This window comes from Janibacter sp. Soil728 (assembly GCF_001428305.1).
Lineage (GTDB): Bacteria > Actinomycetota > Actinomycetes > Actinomycetales > Dermatophilaceae > Janibacter.
Genome location: NZ_LMRZ01000001.1, coordinates 861,420 through 880,737, shown reverse-complemented (window position 1 = coordinate 880,737; position 19,318 = coordinate 861,420). Strand labels below are relative to the sequence as shown.

Annotated in this window: 17 protein-coding genes, 1 tRNA gene and 1 other RNA gene; 6 read left to right on the top strand and 13 right to left on the bottom strand. The window is 70.4% G+C overall.

What is annotated here, in order from left to right; genetic code table 11:
• Positions 1-3 precede the first annotated feature (3 nt).
• Genes ASG73_RS04260 through ASG73_RS04250 form a run of 3 tightly spaced genes read left to right on the top strand, consistent with a single transcriptional unit; the run spans position 4 to position 1,783 of the window.
• Positions 4-639, top strand: a complete 636-nt coding sequence (locus ASG73_RS04260) for a GntR family transcriptional regulator (RefSeq protein ID WP_055991144.1) — start codon at positions 4-6, stop codon at positions 637-639.
• A gap of 44 nt (positions 640-683) precedes the next feature.
• Positions 684-1,046: a YchJ family protein gene (locus ASG73_RS04255; RefSeq protein ID WP_055991141.1), complete on the top strand. Its 363-nt coding sequence runs from the start codon at positions 684-686 to the stop codon at positions 1,044-1,046.
• A complete protein-coding gene (locus ASG73_RS04250; RefSeq protein ID WP_055991138.1) occupies positions 1,046-1,783 on the top strand; it encodes an enoyl-CoA hydratase-related protein in 738 nt (245 codons plus the stop codon). The genes ASG73_RS04255 and ASG73_RS04250 overlap by 1 nt, the downstream gene beginning before the upstream one ends.
• A 45-nt stretch (positions 1,784-1,828) precedes the next feature.
• Here ASG73_RS04250 and ASG73_RS04245 read toward each other — a convergent pair whose 3' ends face one another.
• From ASG73_RS04245 to ASG73_RS04200, 11 genes are all read right to left on the bottom strand, one after another.
• Entirely contained in the window at positions 1,829-3,028 is a 1,200-nt protein-coding gene (locus tag ASG73_RS04245; protein WP_055991135.1) for a pyrophosphate--fructose-6-phosphate 1-phosphotransferase, read from the bottom strand.
• The gene (locus ASG73_RS04240; protein ID WP_055991132.1) at positions 3,025-3,933 is read right to left on the bottom strand and encodes a LytR C-terminal domain-containing protein; all 909 of its coding nucleotides are present in this window, start codon (positions 3,931-3,933) and stop codon (positions 3,025-3,027) included. Before ASG73_RS04240 ends, ASG73_RS04245 begins: the two co-directional genes overlap by 4 nt.
• Before the next feature lie 218 nt (positions 3,934-4,151).
• Positions 4,152-5,231: an aspartate-semialdehyde dehydrogenase gene (locus ASG73_RS04235; protein WP_055991129.1), complete on the bottom strand. Its 1,080-nt coding sequence runs from the start codon at positions 5,229-5,231 to the stop codon at positions 4,152-4,154.
• On the bottom strand, positions 5,228-6,502 hold the full coding sequence (locus ASG73_RS04230; RefSeq protein WP_055991126.1) for an aspartate kinase: 1,275 nt from the start codon (positions 6,500-6,502) through the stop codon (positions 5,228-5,230). The genes ASG73_RS04235 and ASG73_RS04230 overlap by 4 nt, the downstream gene beginning before the upstream one ends.
• A gap of 189 nt (positions 6,503-6,691) precedes the next feature.
• Positions 6,692-7,246, bottom strand: a complete 555-nt coding sequence (locus ASG73_RS04225) for a DUF5063 domain-containing protein (protein WP_055991123.1) — start codon at positions 7,244-7,246, stop codon at positions 6,692-6,694.
• Complete coding sequence (recR, locus tag ASG73_RS04220; protein WP_055991121.1) at positions 7,239-7,838, bottom strand: recombination mediator RecR; 600 nt, start codon at positions 7,836-7,838, stop codon at positions 7,239-7,241. The genes ASG73_RS04225 and recR overlap by 8 nt, the downstream gene beginning before the upstream one ends.
• A 58-nt stretch (positions 7,839-7,896) precedes the next feature.
• Positions 7,897-10,059 (bottom strand): DNA polymerase III subunit gamma and tau, encoded by a 2,163-nt coding sequence (locus ASG73_RS04215; protein ID WP_082566980.1) that lies wholly within the window; start codon positions 10,057-10,059, stop codon positions 7,897-7,899.
• Between the two features lie 89 nt (positions 10,060-10,148).
• Positions 10,149-10,718: an NADPH-dependent FMN reductase gene (locus ASG73_RS04210; RefSeq protein ID WP_055991115.1), complete on the bottom strand. Its 570-nt coding sequence runs from the start codon at positions 10,716-10,718 to the stop codon at positions 10,149-10,151.
• A 71-nt stretch (positions 10,719-10,789) separates the two neighbouring features.
• Complete coding sequence (locus tag ASG73_RS04205) at positions 10,790-12,364, bottom strand: hypothetical protein (RefSeq protein ID WP_055991112.1); 1,575 nt, start codon at positions 12,362-12,364, stop codon at positions 10,790-10,792.
• 162 nt (positions 12,365-12,526) lie between these two features.
• Positions 12,527-12,625, bottom strand: an RNA gene (gene ffs / locus ASG73_RS17425) — signal recognition particle sRNA small type.
• Between the two features lie 124 nt (positions 12,626-12,749).
• A tRNA-Ser gene (locus ASG73_RS04200) sits at positions 12,750-12,837 on the bottom strand.
• 84 nt (positions 12,838-12,921) lie between these two features.
• On the opposite strand from ASG73_RS04200, the gene ASG73_RS04195 reads away from it, so the two are divergent.
• The 3 genes from ASG73_RS04195 to ASG73_RS04185 all read left to right on the top strand — a co-directional run bounded on the left by ASG73_RS04195 (position 12,922) and on the right by ASG73_RS04185 (position 16,222).
• On the top strand, positions 12,922-13,380 hold the full coding sequence (locus ASG73_RS04195; protein ID WP_055991470.1) for a DUF3817 domain-containing protein: 459 nt from the start codon (positions 12,922-12,924) through the stop codon (positions 13,378-13,380).
• Between the two features lie 89 nt (positions 13,381-13,469).
• On the top strand, positions 13,470-14,834 hold the full coding sequence (locus tag ASG73_RS04190) for a condensation domain-containing protein (protein ID WP_055991109.1): 1,365 nt from the start codon (positions 13,470-13,472) through the stop codon (positions 14,832-14,834).
• Between the two features lie 5 nt (positions 14,835-14,839).
• On the top strand, positions 14,840-16,222 hold the full coding sequence (locus ASG73_RS04185) for a condensation domain-containing protein (protein ID WP_055991105.1): 1,383 nt from the start codon (positions 14,840-14,842) through the stop codon (positions 16,220-16,222).
• A 27-nt stretch (positions 16,223-16,249) separates the two neighbouring features.
• On the opposite strand, the gene lhgO is transcribed toward ASG73_RS04185, so the two are convergent.
• On the bottom strand, positions 16,250-17,452 hold the full coding sequence (lhgO, locus tag ASG73_RS04180; RefSeq protein WP_055991102.1) for an L-2-hydroxyglutarate oxidase: 1,203 nt from the start codon (positions 17,450-17,452) through the stop codon (positions 16,250-16,252).
• Positions 17,449-19,305: a hypothetical protein gene (locus tag ASG73_RS04175; RefSeq protein ID WP_055991099.1), complete on the bottom strand. Its 1,857-nt coding sequence runs from the start codon at positions 19,303-19,305 to the stop codon at positions 17,449-17,451. Before ASG73_RS04175 ends, lhgO begins: the two co-directional genes overlap by 4 nt.
• Positions 19,306-19,318 lie beyond the last annotated feature (13 nt).

Below are 19,318 nucleotides of genomic sequence, written 5' to 3'. Positions count from 1 at the left end.
CCGGTGACGATCTCCCCTTCGCCCTCCACCAAGGCAGGGCGCCTGCACGCGGCGCTGCGGGACGACATCCTGACCGGGCGACTGGCTGCCGGAGACCCGGTGGACGAGGCCACGACCGCGGCCGAGCACGACGTCTCACGCACGCCCGTGCGCGAGGCGCTGAGGGCCCTGACCAGCGAAGGGCTGCTCGTCCCCGGGCCGCGGCGGCAGCTACGCGTCGTCGACATCTCGCCGGAGCACCGACGCGAGGTGACCTCCCTTCGCGTGGCGCTGGAGGTCACCGCGGCGCAGACGGCCTGCGAGAGGCGCACCGACGAGGACCTCGAAGAGCTCCGTGCACTGGTCGACCGACAGCGCCGCCAGGCGAAGGGTGGCGACGTCACCGCCTTCCTCGAGGCCGACGAGGCCTTCCACCGGGCCCTCGCGGCTACTGCCGCGATGCCCACCCTCATGCTGCTGCTCGACCAGCTCGGGGCCTTCGTGCGGCTGGCCCGGCTGGGGGCACCGACGCCCCAGCGCCACCTGCTCGCGCTCACCCGCGAGCACGACCAACTCGTCGACCTCCTCGGGGCCGGGGACGGCGCCGCGCTATCGACCGCGCTCGAGGAGCACATCCGCAGCACCGCCCTTCGCGGCTGACCGACGTCCGCAGCCGGCAGACCGACCTGGCCTACCCTGCATCCATGACCGCTGACCCCTGCCCCTGCGGCTCCGGAGAGACCTACGCGCAGTGCTGCGGCCCACTGCTGGCCGCTGAGCGCCAGGCCGTGACGGCCGAAGCGCTCATGCGCAGCCGCTACACCGCCCACGTGTACGGCAATGCCGAGCACCTGTGGCGCACCTGGGACGGCCGGACACGACCGTCCGAGGTCCACCTCGACGACACCCGATGGCTCGGCCTGGAGGTCCGGGAGACCATCGGCGGAGGCGTGGACGACACCACGGGTGTCGTCGACTTCATCGCCCGGCACACCGATGGCGAACTCGCCGAACGCAGCGAATTCACCCGTCGCGGTGGCCGCTGGTTCTACACGAAGGAGATCTGATGACCGAGGTCAACTACGCCGTCACGGACGGCATCGCGACGATCACACTCGACGCCCACGAGCGGCGCAATGCGCTGTCCGTCGAGATGTCCCGTGAGCTGATCGACGCCGCCCGCACGGCAGAGGCAGACGACTCCGTGGGGGCCGTCGTCGTCACCGGCGGCAAGCACTTCTGCGCGGGCGCGGTCCGAGGAGTCCTCGCCGACGTCGGAAGCGACCCCGTCGAGGACGGCGCCTACCGCGATCTCGAGACGGTGTATGGCGCCTTCACGACGATCGGGACCATCGGCCTGCCCACGATCGCCGCTGTGCGCGGTGCCGCCGTCGGAGCGGGCCTCAACCTCGCCATGGCCACCGACCTGCGCATCGTCTCGACGACAGCTCGCCTGCTGCCGGGTTTCGCCCAGATCGGGATCCACCCCGGCGGTGGTCACCTCTCCCTGCTGCACCGCACTGCCGGTCGTGAGACCGCTGCGGCGATGGGCCTCTTCGGCGAAGAGGTGCGCGGCGAGCAGGCCGTCGAGCGGGGCCTCGCCTGGGCAGCGGTCGAGGACGACGTGGTCGAGCAGACAGCTCGCGACGTGGCCGCGCGAGTGGCCGCCGACCCGCAGCTCTCCCGCCGGCTCGTGCAGAGCTTCCGCCGCGAGACCGCCCCCGGCGGCCTCCCCTGGGAGGTCGCTGTCGAGGTCGAGCGCTCGCCCCAGATGTGGTCCTTGCGGCGCAAGCACGAGGGCTGATCGAGGCGAGGGCAGCGACGCAGGGTGGCGGCCCCGGCCCGACGCTCAGGCTTGGCCGATGTCCTTCAGCAGGTCGGTGAACCAGTCGGCGCTCGGGTCGAAGGCGCGACCGCCCGCGATGCGGTCGAACTCGATGACACGCAGCTCGTCGCCGCGCTCCTCGTCCTGACCGACGACGCCCGACCCGCTGTCGAGGGCGGCCGACACGGCCAGGTCGGCGCAGCGCGCGATGAGAGCGAGGTCCTCGTCGTTGGGCGCGGCCGAGCGGGCGAAGTAGCCCGACTTCCACACCTTCGACTTCTCCGCACCGATGCGCTCGGCAAACGTCGACGCGAGGTACTCCCCCGGGTTGACCTCGTCCAGCTGCACGTGGCCGAAGGCATCTCGCGGGACCTCTTGGCCCGCGGACTCCAGGGAGGCGACGATGTCGTCGACACCGGCTCCCTCGGCGACGAAGACGTTGACGCACCCGATCTCGTCCATGATCGCGCTCAGGCGCCCCCCTTCGCCCTCGAGGTCGATGTCGACCTCCGGCACGTACACCGCGTGCACGTCCCAGCAACGCGGGTCGTTGCCGAAGCCGGGGACGAAGGGCCGTGTGACCAGATCCGCGCGGTAGCGACGCGCGGTCTCTGCCGTCAACCAGCCGCTGTGCCGCCCCATGATCTCGTGGACGACGAGCATGCGCGGGCTGGACGAGTGCTCGCCGATGACGTTACGGGCGAACAACGCTCCCTGCTCCGCGGCCGTCCACGCCCCCAGACTCTGCCGGATCGGCACGATGTCGTTGTCGATCGTCTTGGGCAGCCCGACGACGCGCATCTGGTGGCCGTGCTCTGCAAGGTAGGCGGCCAGGTCGGCAGCGGTGGTGCTCGTGTCGTCCCCACCGATGGTGTGCAGCACGTCCACCCCGTCAGCCATCAGCTGCTCCGCCGCGACGCGAAGGGGGTCGGCGCCCGGCTCGACGAGTCCGCGCCGCTCCAGGTCGGCGGCGTTGGTCAGCTTCACCCTCGAGTTGCCCAGAGGGGAACCACCGAAGTCGTGCAGCCGTAAGGCCTGTGCCCGGACCTGCTGCGTGACCTCGATGCTGCGGCCGGTGAGCAGACCTGCGTAGCCATCGAGGTAGCCGATGATGCGCACGTCGGGAGCGACTCGCGTGTAGCGCTCGATGAGGCCCCCCACAGCCGACGAGAGGCAGGGTGCCAGCCCTCCAGCGGTGAGCAGGGCGACCGTGCGGACGCTCACTCCTTCGGCAGGGTGCACGGCTTCTGGATCGTCTCCGGGGGCCGGACGTAGGGCTTGACCTCGGGGACGGACGAGGCCGGCTTCAGGCCGTCGTACTTGTTGCCCAGAACGATCGAGAGGGTCGCGTCGGTCCGGTCGTCCTTCTGCAGCTGCACCCCGGAGATCTGCTGTGCCAGCCGCTTGGCCGAGCGCTGCCCCTCCGGGCCGAAGCGGATGATGGCCACCTCGTCCTCGAGGAAGCTCATCCGGGGGTCGTTGCCCGTCTTGCCGACCTTGAAACCGCGATCCTTGAGGTCCTTGGCCGTCTCGGAGGCCAGGCCCTCCTTCCACGTGGTGTTGTAGACGTTGACCTTGATCTCGGACGGCGCCGGGAGCGGCGGGTCGGGCTCGGTGACGAGCTTGTCGAAGCCGTAGCCGAGGACGAGCTGGACGCTGTCACCCGGCCGCGCGTCGTTCCAGACCTGGGCTCCCGGGATCTGCTTCTGCAGCAGCAGGGCATTGTCGCGGCCCTCGGAGCCGTAGTAGATCGTCGCCGGGCCCTTGACGTAGACCGAGCTGTCAGCGTTGCCCACGGTCGCGACCTTGAAGTCGCGCAGGGCCAGCTCGCGCGCCACGTCGGTGCCGAGGCCGTTGGTGTCGTTGCTGTTGAGGAGCGTGATCTCGAAGGAACCGCGTGCAGGCGCCGTCTCCGAGACCGGCTCGCAGGTCACGGTCGGTGAGCCGATGAGTCCGGTGCCGTAGGCGGTCGCCACCGTCGCCGTGCCCAGGAAGAGGCCGGGCAGGGTCACGAAGAGCAGCAGACGCCGTCGACGCTGCCGGCGGTAGTGCGCGGCCGCTGAGCCCTCGAGTTCGTCAAAGCCGACAACCCGGTACGAAACGGGCGTGTCGTCCGAGTGCTCATCCACGTGCTGACCCCTGTCCTTCACTAGTTCTTCCCCCTACCGCAGTGTACGTGCTCCATACAGTCACTCCTGCACCACCAGTCACACAAGACACATGAGCGGATCGTTCTCCGACCGAGACCGCTCCGCCATCATCAGTGTTGACGCCCGGGGTGACGAAGAGGTTGCGCTCACGTCACCTTCGAGAGTCAGTCGGGGGCTGACGCTCCTCGAAGGGATCATCACGAACCCGCGATCTCGTCGCGGACCAGCTCGGCGATGAGCACCATGGCGCTCGCCCCACGGCGGATCGTGTCGGCGCTGACGAAGAGGTCCACGTGGTGCCCGGCACCCTTGGGTTGGCGGATCCGGCCCACGAAGCGCGGGTCGATGCCGACGCTGTCGACCGGAGTCGGCACCTCTCCGGTCTCCTCGTCGAGGAGCACGAGGGACGGCGCCGCGACACAGGCCTGACGGACCTTGTCGATGGCGACCGGTCGCGCGCACCGCGCGTGCAACGCCATCGAGTGGGCCAGGACGACCGGCACCTGGACCAGGGTGACGACGACGGGGACGCTGTCGTTGAGCCCCAGCACCTTGCGCACCTCCTCGCTGACCGCCAGCTCCGAGGAGGTGAAGCCCCCTTCGTCTGCCTGGCCCACCCACGGAATGACATTGAGCGCCAACGGGGCGGGGAAGGGCGATGCCACCGGCAGGTCGGAGACTGCGGCACGAACATCGCCGGGGTGCAGCCCGATCGTCGGCTCGGAGGCGACGGTGTGCAGCTCTTCTCGCAGCCGGGCCACTCCTTGGTCCGACTTGGAGACCGCGGCGATCAGGCCCGTGACCACGAGGTGTTGCAGCTCCCAACCGTGGTGGAGGACGTGCGCCGCGTCGATGAGGCCCCAGGTCACCGGCCCCGGCAGGGACACGACTCCCTTGGGTCGCTGCGAGACCTGGTCGCCGTTGATCCCCGGGACGACGAGCGGAACCTGCGGGTCACTGCGGTGGGCGGCGCTGGCGTCGACGACGACGGCTCCGGCCGCCACGGCGCGAGCGGTCCACTCATGGGTGATCTCGGTGGCGAGGTTGAACAGGGCCACGTCCACTCCGTCGAAGGAGTCCTCGCGCAGCACCTCGATCGTCTGCTCGCGACCGCGGATGCTCAGCGTGCGCGTGCTCACGCCCGGCGCGAGCAGGCGAATCTCACCCCATGTGTCGTCCCGCAGTGCGAGCGAGGAGGCGATTGCTTCCGCGAAGCGGCCCGTCGCCCCCACCAGGGCCAACGTGGGCCGGGTGGCGGACGACGGGTCGAAGTTCACCGGCCGGTGCCTCCGTAGACGATCGCTTCGCCGTCCTCGGAGTCCAGGCCGAAGGCGGTGTGCAAGGCCTGCAGCGCATCGTTGAGCTGGTCGGCGCGGGTGACGACCGAGATGCGGATCTCCGAGGTGGAGATCATCTCGATGTTGACGCCGGCCTCGGCGAGCGCCCGGAAGAAGGTCGCAGAGACCCCCGGGTTGGTACGCATGCCAGCGCCGACGAGCGAGAGCTTGCCGATCTGGTCGTCGTACTGGATCGACTCGAAGCCGACCTCGTCCTTGGTGCGCATGAGCGCCTCGACGGCCCTCTGGCCGTCCGTCATCGGCAGCGTGAAGGAGATGTCCGTCAGACCGGTGTCGGCCTCGGACACGTTTTGCACGATCATGTCGATGTTGACCTGCGCCTCGGCGACGGTCGTGAAGATCTGGCCGGCGCGACCGGGCTGGTCCGGCACGCCGACGACGGTGATCTTGGCCTCGCTGTCGTCGTGGGCGACTCCGGCGATGATCGGTTCTTCCATGTCCTCGGTTCCTTCAGGGTCGGGGGGCAGGACCCACGTGCCTTCCTTCGACGAGAAGGACGAACGCACGTGGATGGGCATGTTGAAGCGGCGCGCGTACTCGACGCAACGCAGGTGCAGGATCTTGGCGCCACTGGCGGCCATCTCGAGCATCTCGTCGTGCGAGATGCGGTCGATCTTGTGAGCCTTGGACACGATCCGCGGGTCAGCGGTGAAGATGCCGTCCACGTCGGTGTAGATCTCGCAGACGTCGGCCTCGAGTGCTGCAGCGAGCGCCACCGCCGTCGTGTCCGAGCCACCACGCCCGAGGGTCGTGATCTCCTTCGTGCCCTGGCTGACGCCCTGGAACCCGGCGACGATGACGATGTGCTTCTTGCCCAGGGCCTCGGTGATCCGGCCCGGCGTCACGTCGATGATCTTGGCCTTGCCGTGCGAGGCGTCCGTGATGACGCCCGCTTGGCTGCCGGTGAACGACCGCACGCTGTGCCCCAGGTCTGCGATGGCCATGGCGACGAGGGCCATGGACATGCGCTCGCCGGCGGTCAGGAGCATGTCCATCTCGCGAGGAGGGGGCACCGGGCTGACCTGCTCGGCGAGGTCGAGCAGCTCGTCGGTCGTGTCTCCCATGGCTGAGACCACGACGCAGACATCGCTGCCCGCCTTCTTGGTCTCGACGATGCGGTGTGCGACGCGCTTGATGCTCTCGGCATCAGCGAGCGACGATCCGCCGTACTTCTGGACAACCAGGCTCAAGGAATGCTCCGTGAAATTGTTCGCGGGTCCGGCCCGGACTCGGACCGGCGCGGCCCCTTGAGGATAACGACCGCATGCCCTCAGGCCGAGTCGAGTCCATCAGGAGGGCACCCTTGAGACACAGACGTGACGTTACGCGGGTGCGTCGTGACGGCCCGGCTCCTGGAGCGGGCCGTGACCGCTCACACCTCAGGAGTTGAGGGCGTCGAACTCCGCCTCGCCGACCACGTCGGCATCAGCGTCGAGTCGCAGGTGCGCCAGAAGCGTCTGCAGGACGCGCACCGCCATCGCCGCCCGATCGCCCCAGTCCGCGAGATAGCTGTACTGCCACCACCAGAGGGCCTCAGCTGCTCGGCCGGCCTCGTGATGGGCCAGCCCATGGGTCAGGGCAGCGGCGATGGCTGCGAGGTCGTTGCTCAGGGCCCCGGTCGTGGTCTCGACGGAGGTCACCGGATCGACGACGTCGGCGTAGTCGTCGACCCCGTCGAGCAGGTGGGCCAGGCCCGCGCGCAGTGGGTCGAGCTCGGTGTCGGGCCCGGCGTCGTGCTCGAAGCGCTCGTCGAGCACCACATCGGCGATGGCCCCGAGCCGGGCCCCGACGAGCTGGATCTGGCTCGTCGTGAGCAGCAGCAGCGGGATGGCGCTCTCGGGTGCTGCACCGGAGGCGATGTCGGCGACGGTCGTCAGCCAGGCGCCGGCCTCGGCGGCGCACTCGTCGGCGAGCAGCGTGGTCTCGTCAGGCATTGAGCAGCTTCCTCCCTTCGAAGGCCCGCCCCAGCGTGACCTCGTCGGCGTACTCGAGATCGCCCCCGACCGGGAGGCCGGAAGCCAGGCGGGTGACTCTGATGTCGAAGGGGGACAGCAGCCGAGCCGTGTAGGACGCCGTCGCCTCCCCCTCGAGGTTGGGGTCCGTGGCGATGATGACCTCGGCGACGCCCCCGTCGGAGAGCCTCGCCATGAGCTCGGTGAAGCGCAGGTCGTCCGGGCCGACGCCGTCCATCGGGCTGATGGCACCGCCGAGCACGTGGTAGCGCCCCCGGAACTCGCGTGTCCGCTCGATGGCCACGACGTCCTTGGGCTCCTCGACGACGCAGATCGCGGTCGCATCGCGGCGGGGGTCTGCGCAGATGCGGCACAGTGCCCCCTCGGCGACATTGCCGCAGGTCTCGCAGAAGGTGACCTTGTCCTTGACGTCGCTGAGCGTCTGGACCAGTCGCTGCACGTCCTGCGGGTCCGCCTGGAGCAGGTGGAAGGCGATCCTCTGGGCGCTCTTGGGACCGATGCCGGGGAGTCTCCCGAGCTCGTCGATCAGGTCCTGGACCACGCCTTCGTACACGCCTTGACCCTACGCCGAAGGAGCGACCCGGTGCGACACCGCGAGGCGGCGCGCCGAGTCACTCCTCGCGGATGACCGTGCCGCCGAGGATCCGCTCGATGACCGCGGGTCCGGCCGCGCCCGCGTCGATGATGTCCTCGTCGTCGTCGCTGACCGATGAGTCGTCCGGCTCACGGGGTGTCGTCGGCTCCGGCAGCGAGGGCGGGGCCTCCCGTGCGGGTGCGGGTGCAGCCGTGGCCCACGAGGGTGCGGCCGACGCGTCGGACGCGCCGCTCCCCCAGTCTGCTCCGGACGGCCCCCCGGCGGGCGCAGCGACCCCCACGTCGGTCGGTGGCGCACCCTGCGGCGTCGCGGCAGTGGCCTGAGCGGGAGCCGGGCCACCTCCCCCTCCGGCAGCAGGGCTCGACGCGGGTGCGCTCGTGGCCTGCGATCCGCCACCGGTGGGCATGGAGCCGATGTCGTGGGGCACGCCCTCGACCCGGGCGTCCACCCCCAACGTGTCGATGAGCGCCTGCCGCACGACCTCCGCGTGGGAGCCCACGCGGAAGGCATTGGCCAGCCCCACGGTCGCGATACCGAGCACCAGTCGCTGACCGTCGTAGCTGATGACCTGGGCGTGCTCGGACAGGAAGGTCCAGGTGGCACGGCGCATCTGGTAGATCCGACCGAGGACGTCGGGCCAGCTGCGGCGCAACGCCTCGACGTCGATGCCACCGGTCGACGGGCGGGCAGAGTCCTCGGCCGCGGACGGCTCGGGCTCGACCGCAGGCTCCGGCACCGCCGGCTCGACCACGTGCTGGGGGGTGCGCGCCCGGGCCTCGGGTGCCGCCCCGGTCTCGACCTGGTCCTCACCGGCCGGGGGTGCCTGACGAGCCGCTGGGGCCTCGGCCGCCGCGGGGGCAGGTGACTTCACCGGGGCGTGAGCCTGCGCCTGAGCCGGCGGAGCGACAGGCGCTGCCGACACCGCAGCCACCGGAGCGTGAGCGGCCACAGGAGGCCGAGACGACGCAGGAGGCGCTTGCGCGGCCGGTCGGGCTCTCCCGTCACCGGTGGGCACTCCCCCGACCTCGAGCCGCCGTTCCAGTCGGTCCAGGCGTGCCGCGTACCCGGACTCTCCGGCCGCAGCCGGCAGGAGGACACGGGCGGCGATGATCTCCAGCTGGACACGGGGCGAGGTCGCACCGGTCATCTCGGTCAGTCCGGCATTGACGATGTCAGCCGCACGCGAGAGGGAGGCCGCACCAAAGGTGGCGGACTGCTGTCGCATCCGCTCGATCTGGTCGCCGGGCAGCCCTCGCAGGATGGCTGCCGCGCCGTCGGGCGCCGCAGCCACGACGATGAGGTCTCGGAAGCGCTCGAGCAGGTCCTCCACGAAGCGACGCGGGTCCAGCCCGGTCTCGATGACCGAGTCGATGACCTTGAAGACACCCGCGGCATCGCCCGCGCCGAAGGCCGTCACGGTCGAGTCGAGCAGCTCGGAGTCGGTGAAGCCGAGCAAGGCTGCCGCGCGCTCGTAGGTCAGCCCCTGCGCGTCGCTTCCGGCCATGAGCTGGTCGAGCACGGACAACGAGTCTCGTACCGACCCCCCGCCGGCTCGCACGACGAAGGAGAGCACGCCGGGCTCGACCTGCACGCCCTCAGCGGTGCACAGCTCGGCCATGTAGTCCTGCAACCGGGCGGGCGGGACGAGGCGGAAGGGGTAGTGGTGGGTGCGTGAGCGGATCGTTCCGATGACCTTTTCGGGCTCGGTCGTCGCGAAGATGAACTTCACGTGCTCGGGCGGCTCCTCGACGATCTTGAGCAGGGCGTTGAAGCCCTGCGGCGTCACCATGTGCGCCTCGTCGATGATGTAGATCTTGTAGCGGCTCTGGGCCGGGCCGAAGGAGGCGCGCTCACGCAGGTCGCGAGCGTCGTCGACGCCACCGTGGCTGGCCGCGTCGATCTCGATGACGTCGACCGTGCCGGCCCCGCCACGCGCCAGTGCGGTGCACGAGTCGCACTCACCGCACGGGATGGGCGTCGGCCCCTGCTCGCAGTTGAGGCAGCGGGCGAGGATGCGCGCACTCGTCGTCTTGCCGCAGCCACGCGGGCCGGAGAAGAGGTAGGCGTGGTTGACCCGCCCGGACCGCAGCGCCTGCATCAAGGGCTCGGTGACGTGCTCCTGCCCGATGACGTCGGCGAAGGACTCAGGGCGGTAGCGGCGATACAGGGCGGTGCTCACGATGCGAGCCTACGTGCGGAGCACGACAGCGGCCTCCCCCGTGGGGAAGGCCGCTGTGGATGGTGCGATCAGGAGCCCGATCCGTCCGATCAGGAACGCAGGGAGGCGGTCGCCTCGGTCAGTCGGGTCAGCTGACGCAGGACATTGCCGAGCTCCTTGGTACGGCGCTCCGCGGGGGCGAAGACATCGCCGTCCTCGCCCGACTCCGCCTCGAGCATCGTCGAGAAGGAGACCTGCCCGCGCACGACGTGCATCTGCACATTGGCCAGGATGGTGCGCCAGTGCTCGACGGCCCGCACCCCACCGTCGGCTCCGTAGGAGACGAGGGCAGCGCCCTTGTGGACCCACTCGGGGTAGAGGACGTCGAAGGCATTCTTCAACGCTGCCGGCACCCCGTGGTTGTACTCCGGGGTGACGAAGACGTAGCCGTCGAACTCGTCGATCTTGGCGCCCCAGTGCCGCGTCTTGGGGTTGTCGTACTGACGCTTGGCTGCACCGGGGACGGTGGGCTCGTCGAGCAGGTCGAGGTCGTACTCCGCGAGGTCGACGAGCTCGTACTCGGCGTCGTCACGACCTGCCACCTGTTCCATGATCCAGTCCGAGACCTGGGCGCCGAAGCGGCCGGGGCGGGTGCTGCCGAGGATGATGGCGATCTTCACGAAACTCCTTGTGTGTCGGGGGCACGGAGAGGGCCCGCCACCCGGAGATGGCGGGCCCGACCGTCGTCAGGTCAACTGCGGGGGCGCTCGTCCCCGCGGATCTCCTCGACCTTACCGCGCACCTTGTCCATGAAACCCGGCTTCTTGGAACCGCCGGGCTCCGGCCGCTCCTCCGAGTCCAGGTAGCTGGCCTGCTGCGTCGTCGCCTCGGGCTCGGTGGACGAAGGGAGGCCCCCGTCACCTTGGACGACATCAGAGCGCGTGGGGTCGGACGACTCCCACCCGCGAGCAGCCTCGGGGGCCGGCTCCACCGGCGCCCCGGTCGGGCCGCCCTGGGAGACCGACGCAGCGGAGGTCCCGGAGGCCACGCCCGCACCCGGCTGGTCCACGTCAGCGTCCCAGGCAGTCTGCTCCCCGGCGACCGAGGAGTCCGAGGTCTCCCAGCCACGCGAGGACTCGTTCGTCCCCTCCGCAGGGAACGAGCCGGCAGGTCCATCGGCAGGAGCAGCAGGCTCGTCGAACCGCTGCTGACGTGCACCGCCCGCCGGTGTCCCTGAGGAGCCGTCGGCGTAGGAGTCCTCGGACTCGATCACACCGTCCCGGAAACCATCCCGGTTGCCGTCGCTGAAGCCGCCGTCGTTGCGCGGGCCGTCGTTGCCCAGTCCGTCGTTGCGCAGTCCGTCGTCGCGCAAGGCGTTGTCGTCTCGCGCGCCGTCATGCTGGTCAGCAGCGAGTGCACCCGCACCGCCGGCGCCGACAGCCGCCGCACCGCCGCCGTGCTGGGCAGTCCGGTCGTCGTCGCGAAGGCCGTCGTCACTGCGCAGGGCGGCGTCGTCCCGCGCGCCGTCACGCTGGTCGAGGCTGCGCTCGTCAGCGCGCAGACCCTCACCGTGACGCGGGCCGTTGTCATCCCGTGCGCCGTTGTCCGAGCCCAGACCGTGGTCCGAACCCAGACCGTCGTCATGACCCGAGCCGTTGTCGTGACGTGGACCGTCGACATCACGCAGGGCACTGTCGTCCCGCGAGCCATCAGCCTGGTCATCGCCTCGGTGGGCAGCGTGCGCGCCCGCGGCCGCACCGCCGCCACCGACAGCCGCCGCGCCAGCGGCTGCGCCGCCACCGTGGTGGCCAGCGCCGTGCCGGTCACCGTCGTCGAGTCGGCCGCCGTCGTCGACCCGGTTGCCGTCGTCGAGTCGGCCGCCATCGTCGACCCGGTTGCCGTCGTCGATCCGGTTGCCATCGGCGTCCGTCCGCACGTCGGGGTCCTTGGCGTCGGCCTCGCGGAGCTTGTCGTCGTAGGCCCGCTGGTCCTCAGCGGCGACCTCGGACTTGGCGTGGGCGTCCTGCTGCAGGCGCTCGGCGTCGACCCGACGCTGCTCGGCCTCAGCCGCCTGACGGTCGGCCTCGGCAGACTGTCGCTGCGCTTCGGCGTTCGCCGCACGAGCATCCGCGTCGGTGGCCGCGGCAGCGGCCTGGCTCTCCCTGGTGGTGCGCTCGCGCTCGGCGGCCTCGTTGCGAAGCCGCTCGGCCTCGACCCGATCCCGCTCGATCCGCTTGGCCTTGGCGCCTCGCGACAACGCCGCGATGATCCCGATGATGATGAGCACCAGCACGATGCCGATGATGATCCAGATCCAGGTGTCCATGATTCCCCTTCCTCGGGGTGGGGGCACGCGGTCGCGGTCACGACCGCTCTGCATCCAACCTACGGCCAACTGAGCGCAGCGCCACCTGAGACGAGTTCCTCGTCTGTGGTCTGGGCTGGCGGTCCTCACCCGACGCGCTCCGGGGACTGATCATCTCGAGCAGACACAGGGACACCCCGCGTACCTGGAAGAGCTCGCCTACCCTTGCTGCATTCCTGCCCTGGGGGAGTTCGGCGAGGTACCACCACGCGGGGTGCCGATCGCAGAGTCTACGTGGACCCCGGGCTGCGACCAAAGCCGGGAGGTCCCCCCTTCGCCCCGAGAGCGCACCGACCTCGCCCGGGCAAGAGAAAAGACCCCGGTCGCGATGACCGGGGCCCTGCTCTGGCGGAGGATAGGGGATTCGAACCCCTGAGAGCTTTCACTCAACGCGCTTTCCAAGCGCGCGCACTAGGCCACTATGCGAATCCTCCGCCGCAGAGATTACCCGAGCACCCCCCTACGTCGAAATCGGGTCGATTTCACCCCGTCAACACCTGTCGGCAACCATGGTCGGCATGACCCTCCCCACGCCCCGTCGCCTCTACATGCTCGTCGCCACGGCCGAGGCCGTGACCTGGACGCTGCTGCTCATCGGAATGTTCCTCAAGTACGTCACCAAGACCACCGAGCTCGGGGTGCGCATCGGCGGGATGCTCCACGGGATCGTCTTCATCGCCTACGTCCTCGTGACGATCATCGTGTGGGTCGATCGCAAGTGGCCGGCCAAGCAGGGCCTCGTCGCGCTTGCCTCGGCCATCCCCCCGCTCCTCACCCTGTGGACCGAGCGCTGGCTGGACCGCGACGGCCACCTCCCCCGCACCTGGCGACTGCTGGCGAAGGGAGAGGCCGTCACCTTCCCCGAGAAGGTCGTGTCCGGCGCACTGCGCCGCCCGGCGCTCGCGGCGCTCGCGCTCGTCGTCGCCGTGGCCGTCCTCACCGGTGTCGCACTGCTCGTCGGCCCACCCGTGGGCTGAGCGAGACAGATCACAGTCCTCCCGGTCGCACGACGAACTCCTCACTGACACAGTGACTTTCGTCCGCCCAACGCGACCCGGAGGCCCGCTTGACCCCCTGCACCCTGGCCCGCCAGGCCCTCCTCGGCGGTGAGGTCACCCGATGGGACCTCGACATCACGAGCCTCGAGCACTGGAACGACTCCCCTCTCGACCTCCGCCCGCCGAGCCATGACCAGCTCTGCCGCCTCCACGAGGACCCCGACGGTTCCAACCCGTGGTCGGCATGGATCGGCCTGTCGGTCCTGCTGCCGGATGCCACCACCGAGAGCGTGGAGCGCACCCTCACCGAGTGGTTTCGCCAGCACGAGGCGCTGCGCAGCCACCTCACCCTCGTCGACGAGCAGCCGCGACGACGCACCCTGGCGCCCGAGCACGTGGGCTTCGCCCCCTTCGCCCTCGGGGAGCACGACCCGCAGGCGTTGCGGGAGCTGCTGACGCAGGAGTTCCACACCCGGTGCCGGCCCACGCGCCGACCCGCATGCGCGCTCTTCACGGTCGAGGTGCAGCACGGTCACGTCCTGCACGCCGCCTTCGACCACATCACCTTCGACGGCCTGTCCGCCTATGCCGCCATCGGCCACATCGCCGGACTCCACACGGCGGTCATCAACGAGGTGCACCGACCGCACACCTCCCCCAGCCACGTCGACCTGGCCGCGACCGAGATCGCTGTCTGCGAGGCCATCGACGCCGACGACGAGCGGCTCGGACCCTGGCGGGAGTTCCTGCGTGACGGCCGGATCCCCGCGGCGCCGGCCGCATCCGGCATCGACCCCGACGGCAGCTACGACCACGACCTCGTGCGCCACGACATCTGCTCCGGTGAAGTCGCCGCCGCCCTCGCCCTGCAGTACGCGGCAGAGGGCATCCCCACCGGCATGCTGTGGACCGCGATCCTCATGCAGGCGCTCGGCGACGAGACGCACGTGCTGATGTCGACGCACGGCCGCCCGTCGTCGTTGTGGAGCGACTCCGTCGGCTGGTTCGCCGGCGTCGCACCGCTGTCCCTGTCGATGCCGACCGACTGCGACACCAGCGCCTGGGTCCTCGAAGGTGTCCGGGTCTGGCGTGAGGTCGCGCCCTCTGCGGCACTGCCCCTGGGGCTCGTCCACCGTCTGCTCGACGTCCCCGTCACGCCGCAGGTCGTGCTGTCGATCATCGACGGCTCTCGCATCGAGGGTCACGAGTGGTGGCAGCCGCTCGGCTCCAGCATCCAGCTGGGCGACGTGCCCACGAGCAGCCAGACCCACATCTGGCTGACGATCGTGCCCGAGGGCGTCACCCTCGCGACCCGGCTGCCACTGGCGCCGGGTGCCCGCGACTGGCTGGACGCGGCCGCCGACCGCTTCTCCCGGCTCGTCGAGTCCGCGACAGCCACCCCCTTCGCCCTCCACCTGGAAGTCCCCGCATGATGCGCATGAGCCGGATCAACGATCGTGCGTCGATCGCCGGCACCTACGTGGCCTTCGAGCCGACCCCTGCGATGGAGGCGGCGATCGCGGCGGCGACACCGGGCAGTCGCCAGCCCTCCTTCATGCAGGCTGCGCACCTCGACCTGCGCAGCGCGACGAGCGGGTCCGGGGAGCAGGACGACATCTGGCTCGGCTTCACCTATCGCATCCCCGGGCGCTTCGACGCCGAGGCGATGGCTCGTGCCGTCACCCGGTGGACGCGCCGGCACGGCGTCATGCGCGGCTGGTTCGTCCCTGACGCCGACCGTGAGACGGGCTGGGCCCGCGTGGACCTCGACGAGGACGAGACCGCCTTCGTCGCCCGGGACGAAGGGAGCATCGCCGCCGAGGACGTGAGCGACCGGATCAGCGACGACTTCCGCCCGGGGTGCAACCCGCTCGGCCGGCTCGGGTACTGCTTGCGGGCCGTCGTCGGCGAGGACGAGACGATCTTCTACCTCGGGCTCGACCACAGCTACACCGACGGGTTCTCCTTCTTCCTCGTGTACTTCGAGCTGGAGGCGCTCTACCGCGAGGAGACCGGCGGCGAGGCCACCGAGCTGCCCCCGGTGGGCGACTTCATGGACTTCGCCCAGACCGAGCGGGAGCGCTTCCGCGAGGTCGACCTCAGCCACCCGGCCCTGCAGGGGTGGGCGCAGTTCTGGTTCGCCGGCGACGAGGAGCTCGGACGCTTCCCGATGCCCCTCGGCACCACGGTCGGTCAGCCCGTCGAGCTCGAGCACCACCACCACGACCTGCTCACCGGCGAGGAGGCCCTCGCCCTCGACGCGGCGGCCGAGCGGCTGGGCACGCGCACCACCCAGCTCGTCTACGCCGCCATCGGCCTCGCAGGCCGGGACCTCAGCGGCGCGACGAGCCTGCGCTTCCTCAACCCCGTGCACACCCGTGACGCACCGGAGTGGCTGCTGTCCGCGGGATGGTTCATCAATGTCATGCCCGTGCACATCGACCTCGAGGGCGGCGACCTCGTCGAGGTGGCCGGCCGTGCCCGTCAGGCCTTCCGGACGGCTCGGGGGGCCTCACAGCTGCCCGCGGCGAAGATCTACGACGTCGTCGAGCAGACCCTCGGGGTCCCCCTCTCGCAGGTCGGCGAGCGCTTCATGCTGTCGTACATGGACCTGCGTCACCTGCCCGGCGCCACCACCTGGGGTGACGCCGACACTGTCCTGGTCTCGCGCGGGGCACGCGACACCAATGTCACCTCGTGGGTCATGCGCGAGGACCCGATGATGTACATCCTCTCGATCCGGCCCGAGACCGACGAGGCGCGCGAGAACATGGCCCGCCTGTACACGCGGGCCGGCGAGATCCTGCGCTCGCTGATCTGAGGCCCCACGGGTCGGGCCACCCCGGGGTCAGACCAGGCGGGCGACGATCTCCTCGGCGATCGCCAGGCTCGACGTCGCCGCCGGTGACGGCGCATTGCGCACGGCAGTGACCGGCCCGATCTGCTCGATGACGAAGTCGTCGACGAGCTGGCCGTCACGGCCGACGGCCTGGGCTCGCACGCCCGCGCCGCCGGGCCCGAGGTCAGCGTCCCGCAGCTCGGGCACGTAACGGCGAGCCGCCTCGGCGAAGCGGTGCGCGGACAGCGAGCCGATGACCTCGGCCGCACCCGTGCGCCAGTGCCGGGCCGCGACGGGACGCATGCCCGGCCAGGCGAGCGTCTCGGCGAGGTCGCGGGCGTCGAGGTCACGCAGCCGGTAGCCCTCGCGGGCCGTGGCCAGCACGGCGTTGGGCCCGACGTCGACGCTCCCGTCGACGCGCCGGGTCAGGTGCACCCCGAGGAAGGGCAGGCTCGGGTCGGGCACCGGGTAGACGAGGCCGCGCACGAGATCGGCCCGCTCGGGCGCCAGCAGGTGGTACTCCCCGCGGAAGGGGACGATCCGCGGGTCGGGATCACCGCCGGCCATCCGGGCCAGCCGGTCGACGTGCAGGCCACCGCAGATGACGAGCCGGTCGGCGGCGAGGCGGGTGCGCTCCCCCGCCTGGTCGACGAGCACCTCCACCCCGACGCGACGGTGCCGGATCGCGACCACCTCGTGGCCGAGCAGGATCCTCCCTTCGCCACCTGTGACATCGTCCGCGAGCGCACGGGCCACCGCGGGGAAGTCGGTGATCGCCGTCGTCGGAGAGTGCAGCGCGGCCCTCCCCCGCACATGCGGCTCGAGGTCGCGCAGACCGTCCGGACCGACCCGGGTGATACCGGGGACACCGTTGGCCACGGAGCGATGGTGCACCTCGGCCAGGCGCTGCTCGTCCGCGCGGTCGACGGCCACGACGACCTTGCCGACCTCGTCGTAGGTGATGCACTTGTCGCTCGTGTAGTCACGCAGCAGCCCGACCCCGCGTCGGCACAGACGGGCCTTGAGCGAGCCGGGCGGGTAGTAGACACCCGCATGCACGACACCCGAGTTGTGACTGCTCTGGTGGGCACCGACCCGGCCCTCCTTGTCGAGCACGACGACCTCGTCGTCGGGACGGACCCGCTGCAGCTCGCGCGCGACGGCGAGGCCGACGAGGCCGGCGCCCACGACGAGGGTCCGACCAGTTGTCACGTCGCGGATTCGTGGCTGGTGACCTCACCCGTGGGTGTGGGCAGGTCCCCCGTCGCCGCGTGGTGGTCCAAGGACATGTCCTGCGAGACGCCCAGCGGGTCCTGCGCAATCACCCGCATGATCTCGGCATCACTGCCGGCCCCCAGCAGGGCGCGGGTTCCGTTGGACTCGGCTCCGTCCGTCACGGCAAAGATGCCGGTGTCAGGGTCCGCCTCCACCGTCGCGATGACGTCTTCAGCCGTCATCCGTGTGCCCTCGGGGTAGTTGTAGCGCTCCGGGTCGGCGTTGATGTTGGCGGCTTGGGTCTCTGCAGCCTGCATGCGCATGGTCTGCAGGTCGTCGTGCGTGTAGGTGAGCACGACGTTCTGCTCGGAATCAACCTGGGTCGACGAGTCCCGGACGAACTGGTTGAAGTCATTTGCTGCCTGGGGGTCGACGCCCTCGAGCCTCAGGTAGTACGTGCCCTTCTCCGGCACCGGGTTCCCAGCCTCATCGAAGTAGGCGGTGCCCCCTGTCTGCACACCCTTGCTCTCGCCCGTCCAGTCCAGCGTCGTCGTCCCGTCGTCGTGGGTGCGCTGAACCCCTCCGGCACTCCACTCGGAGAGCGTGCCGCCTGCGCTCCAGTCACCGGCTGTCCCCGAGACGTCGACGGACGCGTGCGCGTTCATCACGGTGAGGTCGGCGACGTCGACGACCCCAGCGGTGCCGACCGCGGGAACCTTGCCATCACCGAAGAGGAGCGACTCGTAGGTGGCCTGCCCCGCGGGAGTCGATCGGTCGATCACCACTTCCCGCGCCGAGCCGGACGAGATCCCGTTGTTGGCCCCCACCTTGGCGTTGAGCTCGTCGGTCCCGACGCCGAGCTGAGCGGTCGCTCTGCGGAACTCATCATTGCCGACGAGGACCGTGACCTCGTTGCCGGCGCCCTTGCTGACCTCGATGTACTGCCCGGTGCCGACCTCTTGGCCGATCCCGACGATGAGCCCGCGGTAGTTGCCCTCCATGCCGTAGCCGGCGTAGAAGCTCTCGTCGAAGCGGACGGACACGCCCTCAGGCCATGTCTCCGGTCTGAGGGGGTCGATCGAGAGCGGGTCGACGCCCGCGGGAGCCGTCACCGAGTAGCCGACCTCGGCCCCGGTGTAGCCCGTCGCCGTGAGGCCGACGCCATCGATCTGCTTGCCGAGCTCGATCGCGCCCTCGCGCGACAACGTGACCTCCGTCGTCTGCACGCTGCGTCCCTCGGCGTCGACGGACTCGCCGCTCACCGCGACCGTCGCGGTGTCAGTCACCCTCACTGGGCCGGCCTCGACGGAGGTGGACTTCGAGACGCTCCCCGGCTGGTCGATCTGCCCGGGGTCGCGGCCGGACGCTCCCCCATCGATGTCGCTCACGCCACCGCCACCGGCGTCGGACGAGTGCTGGTAGGCGGTGGCCGAGTTGGCGAGGGGGTTGCCTCCCTGCCAGCCGGGCACGGGTCCGCCCGTGTGCGCACCACCCGGGGCAGAGAGCCCGCCGAATCGGCGAGCCCCCTCGCGTATGCCGTCGCGGATGCCCTGCCCCGAGCCGCCAGAACCGCTGGACTCCCCGGAGGCTGCAGTCTGCTGGTCGGCCTGCACAGTCATCTCGTCAGCCCACGCGACGAGGGTCGCCCCGATGCTCGCGACCGCCGGCCGGAGCACGTCGACGTCCGACAGGAGCGCCTCGGCGTCCGGGCCTCCCCACGCGTCCAGCAGCACCGCGGCCCGAGGGCGGAGCTCGTCGCCGAGATCCTGCACGATCACCCCTTGGCCACGTATCGCGCTCGCGATCTCACGCAGTCTGGCGGCATCTGCCCCGTGGGTCACACCCGTCATCGTCAGTCCTCCC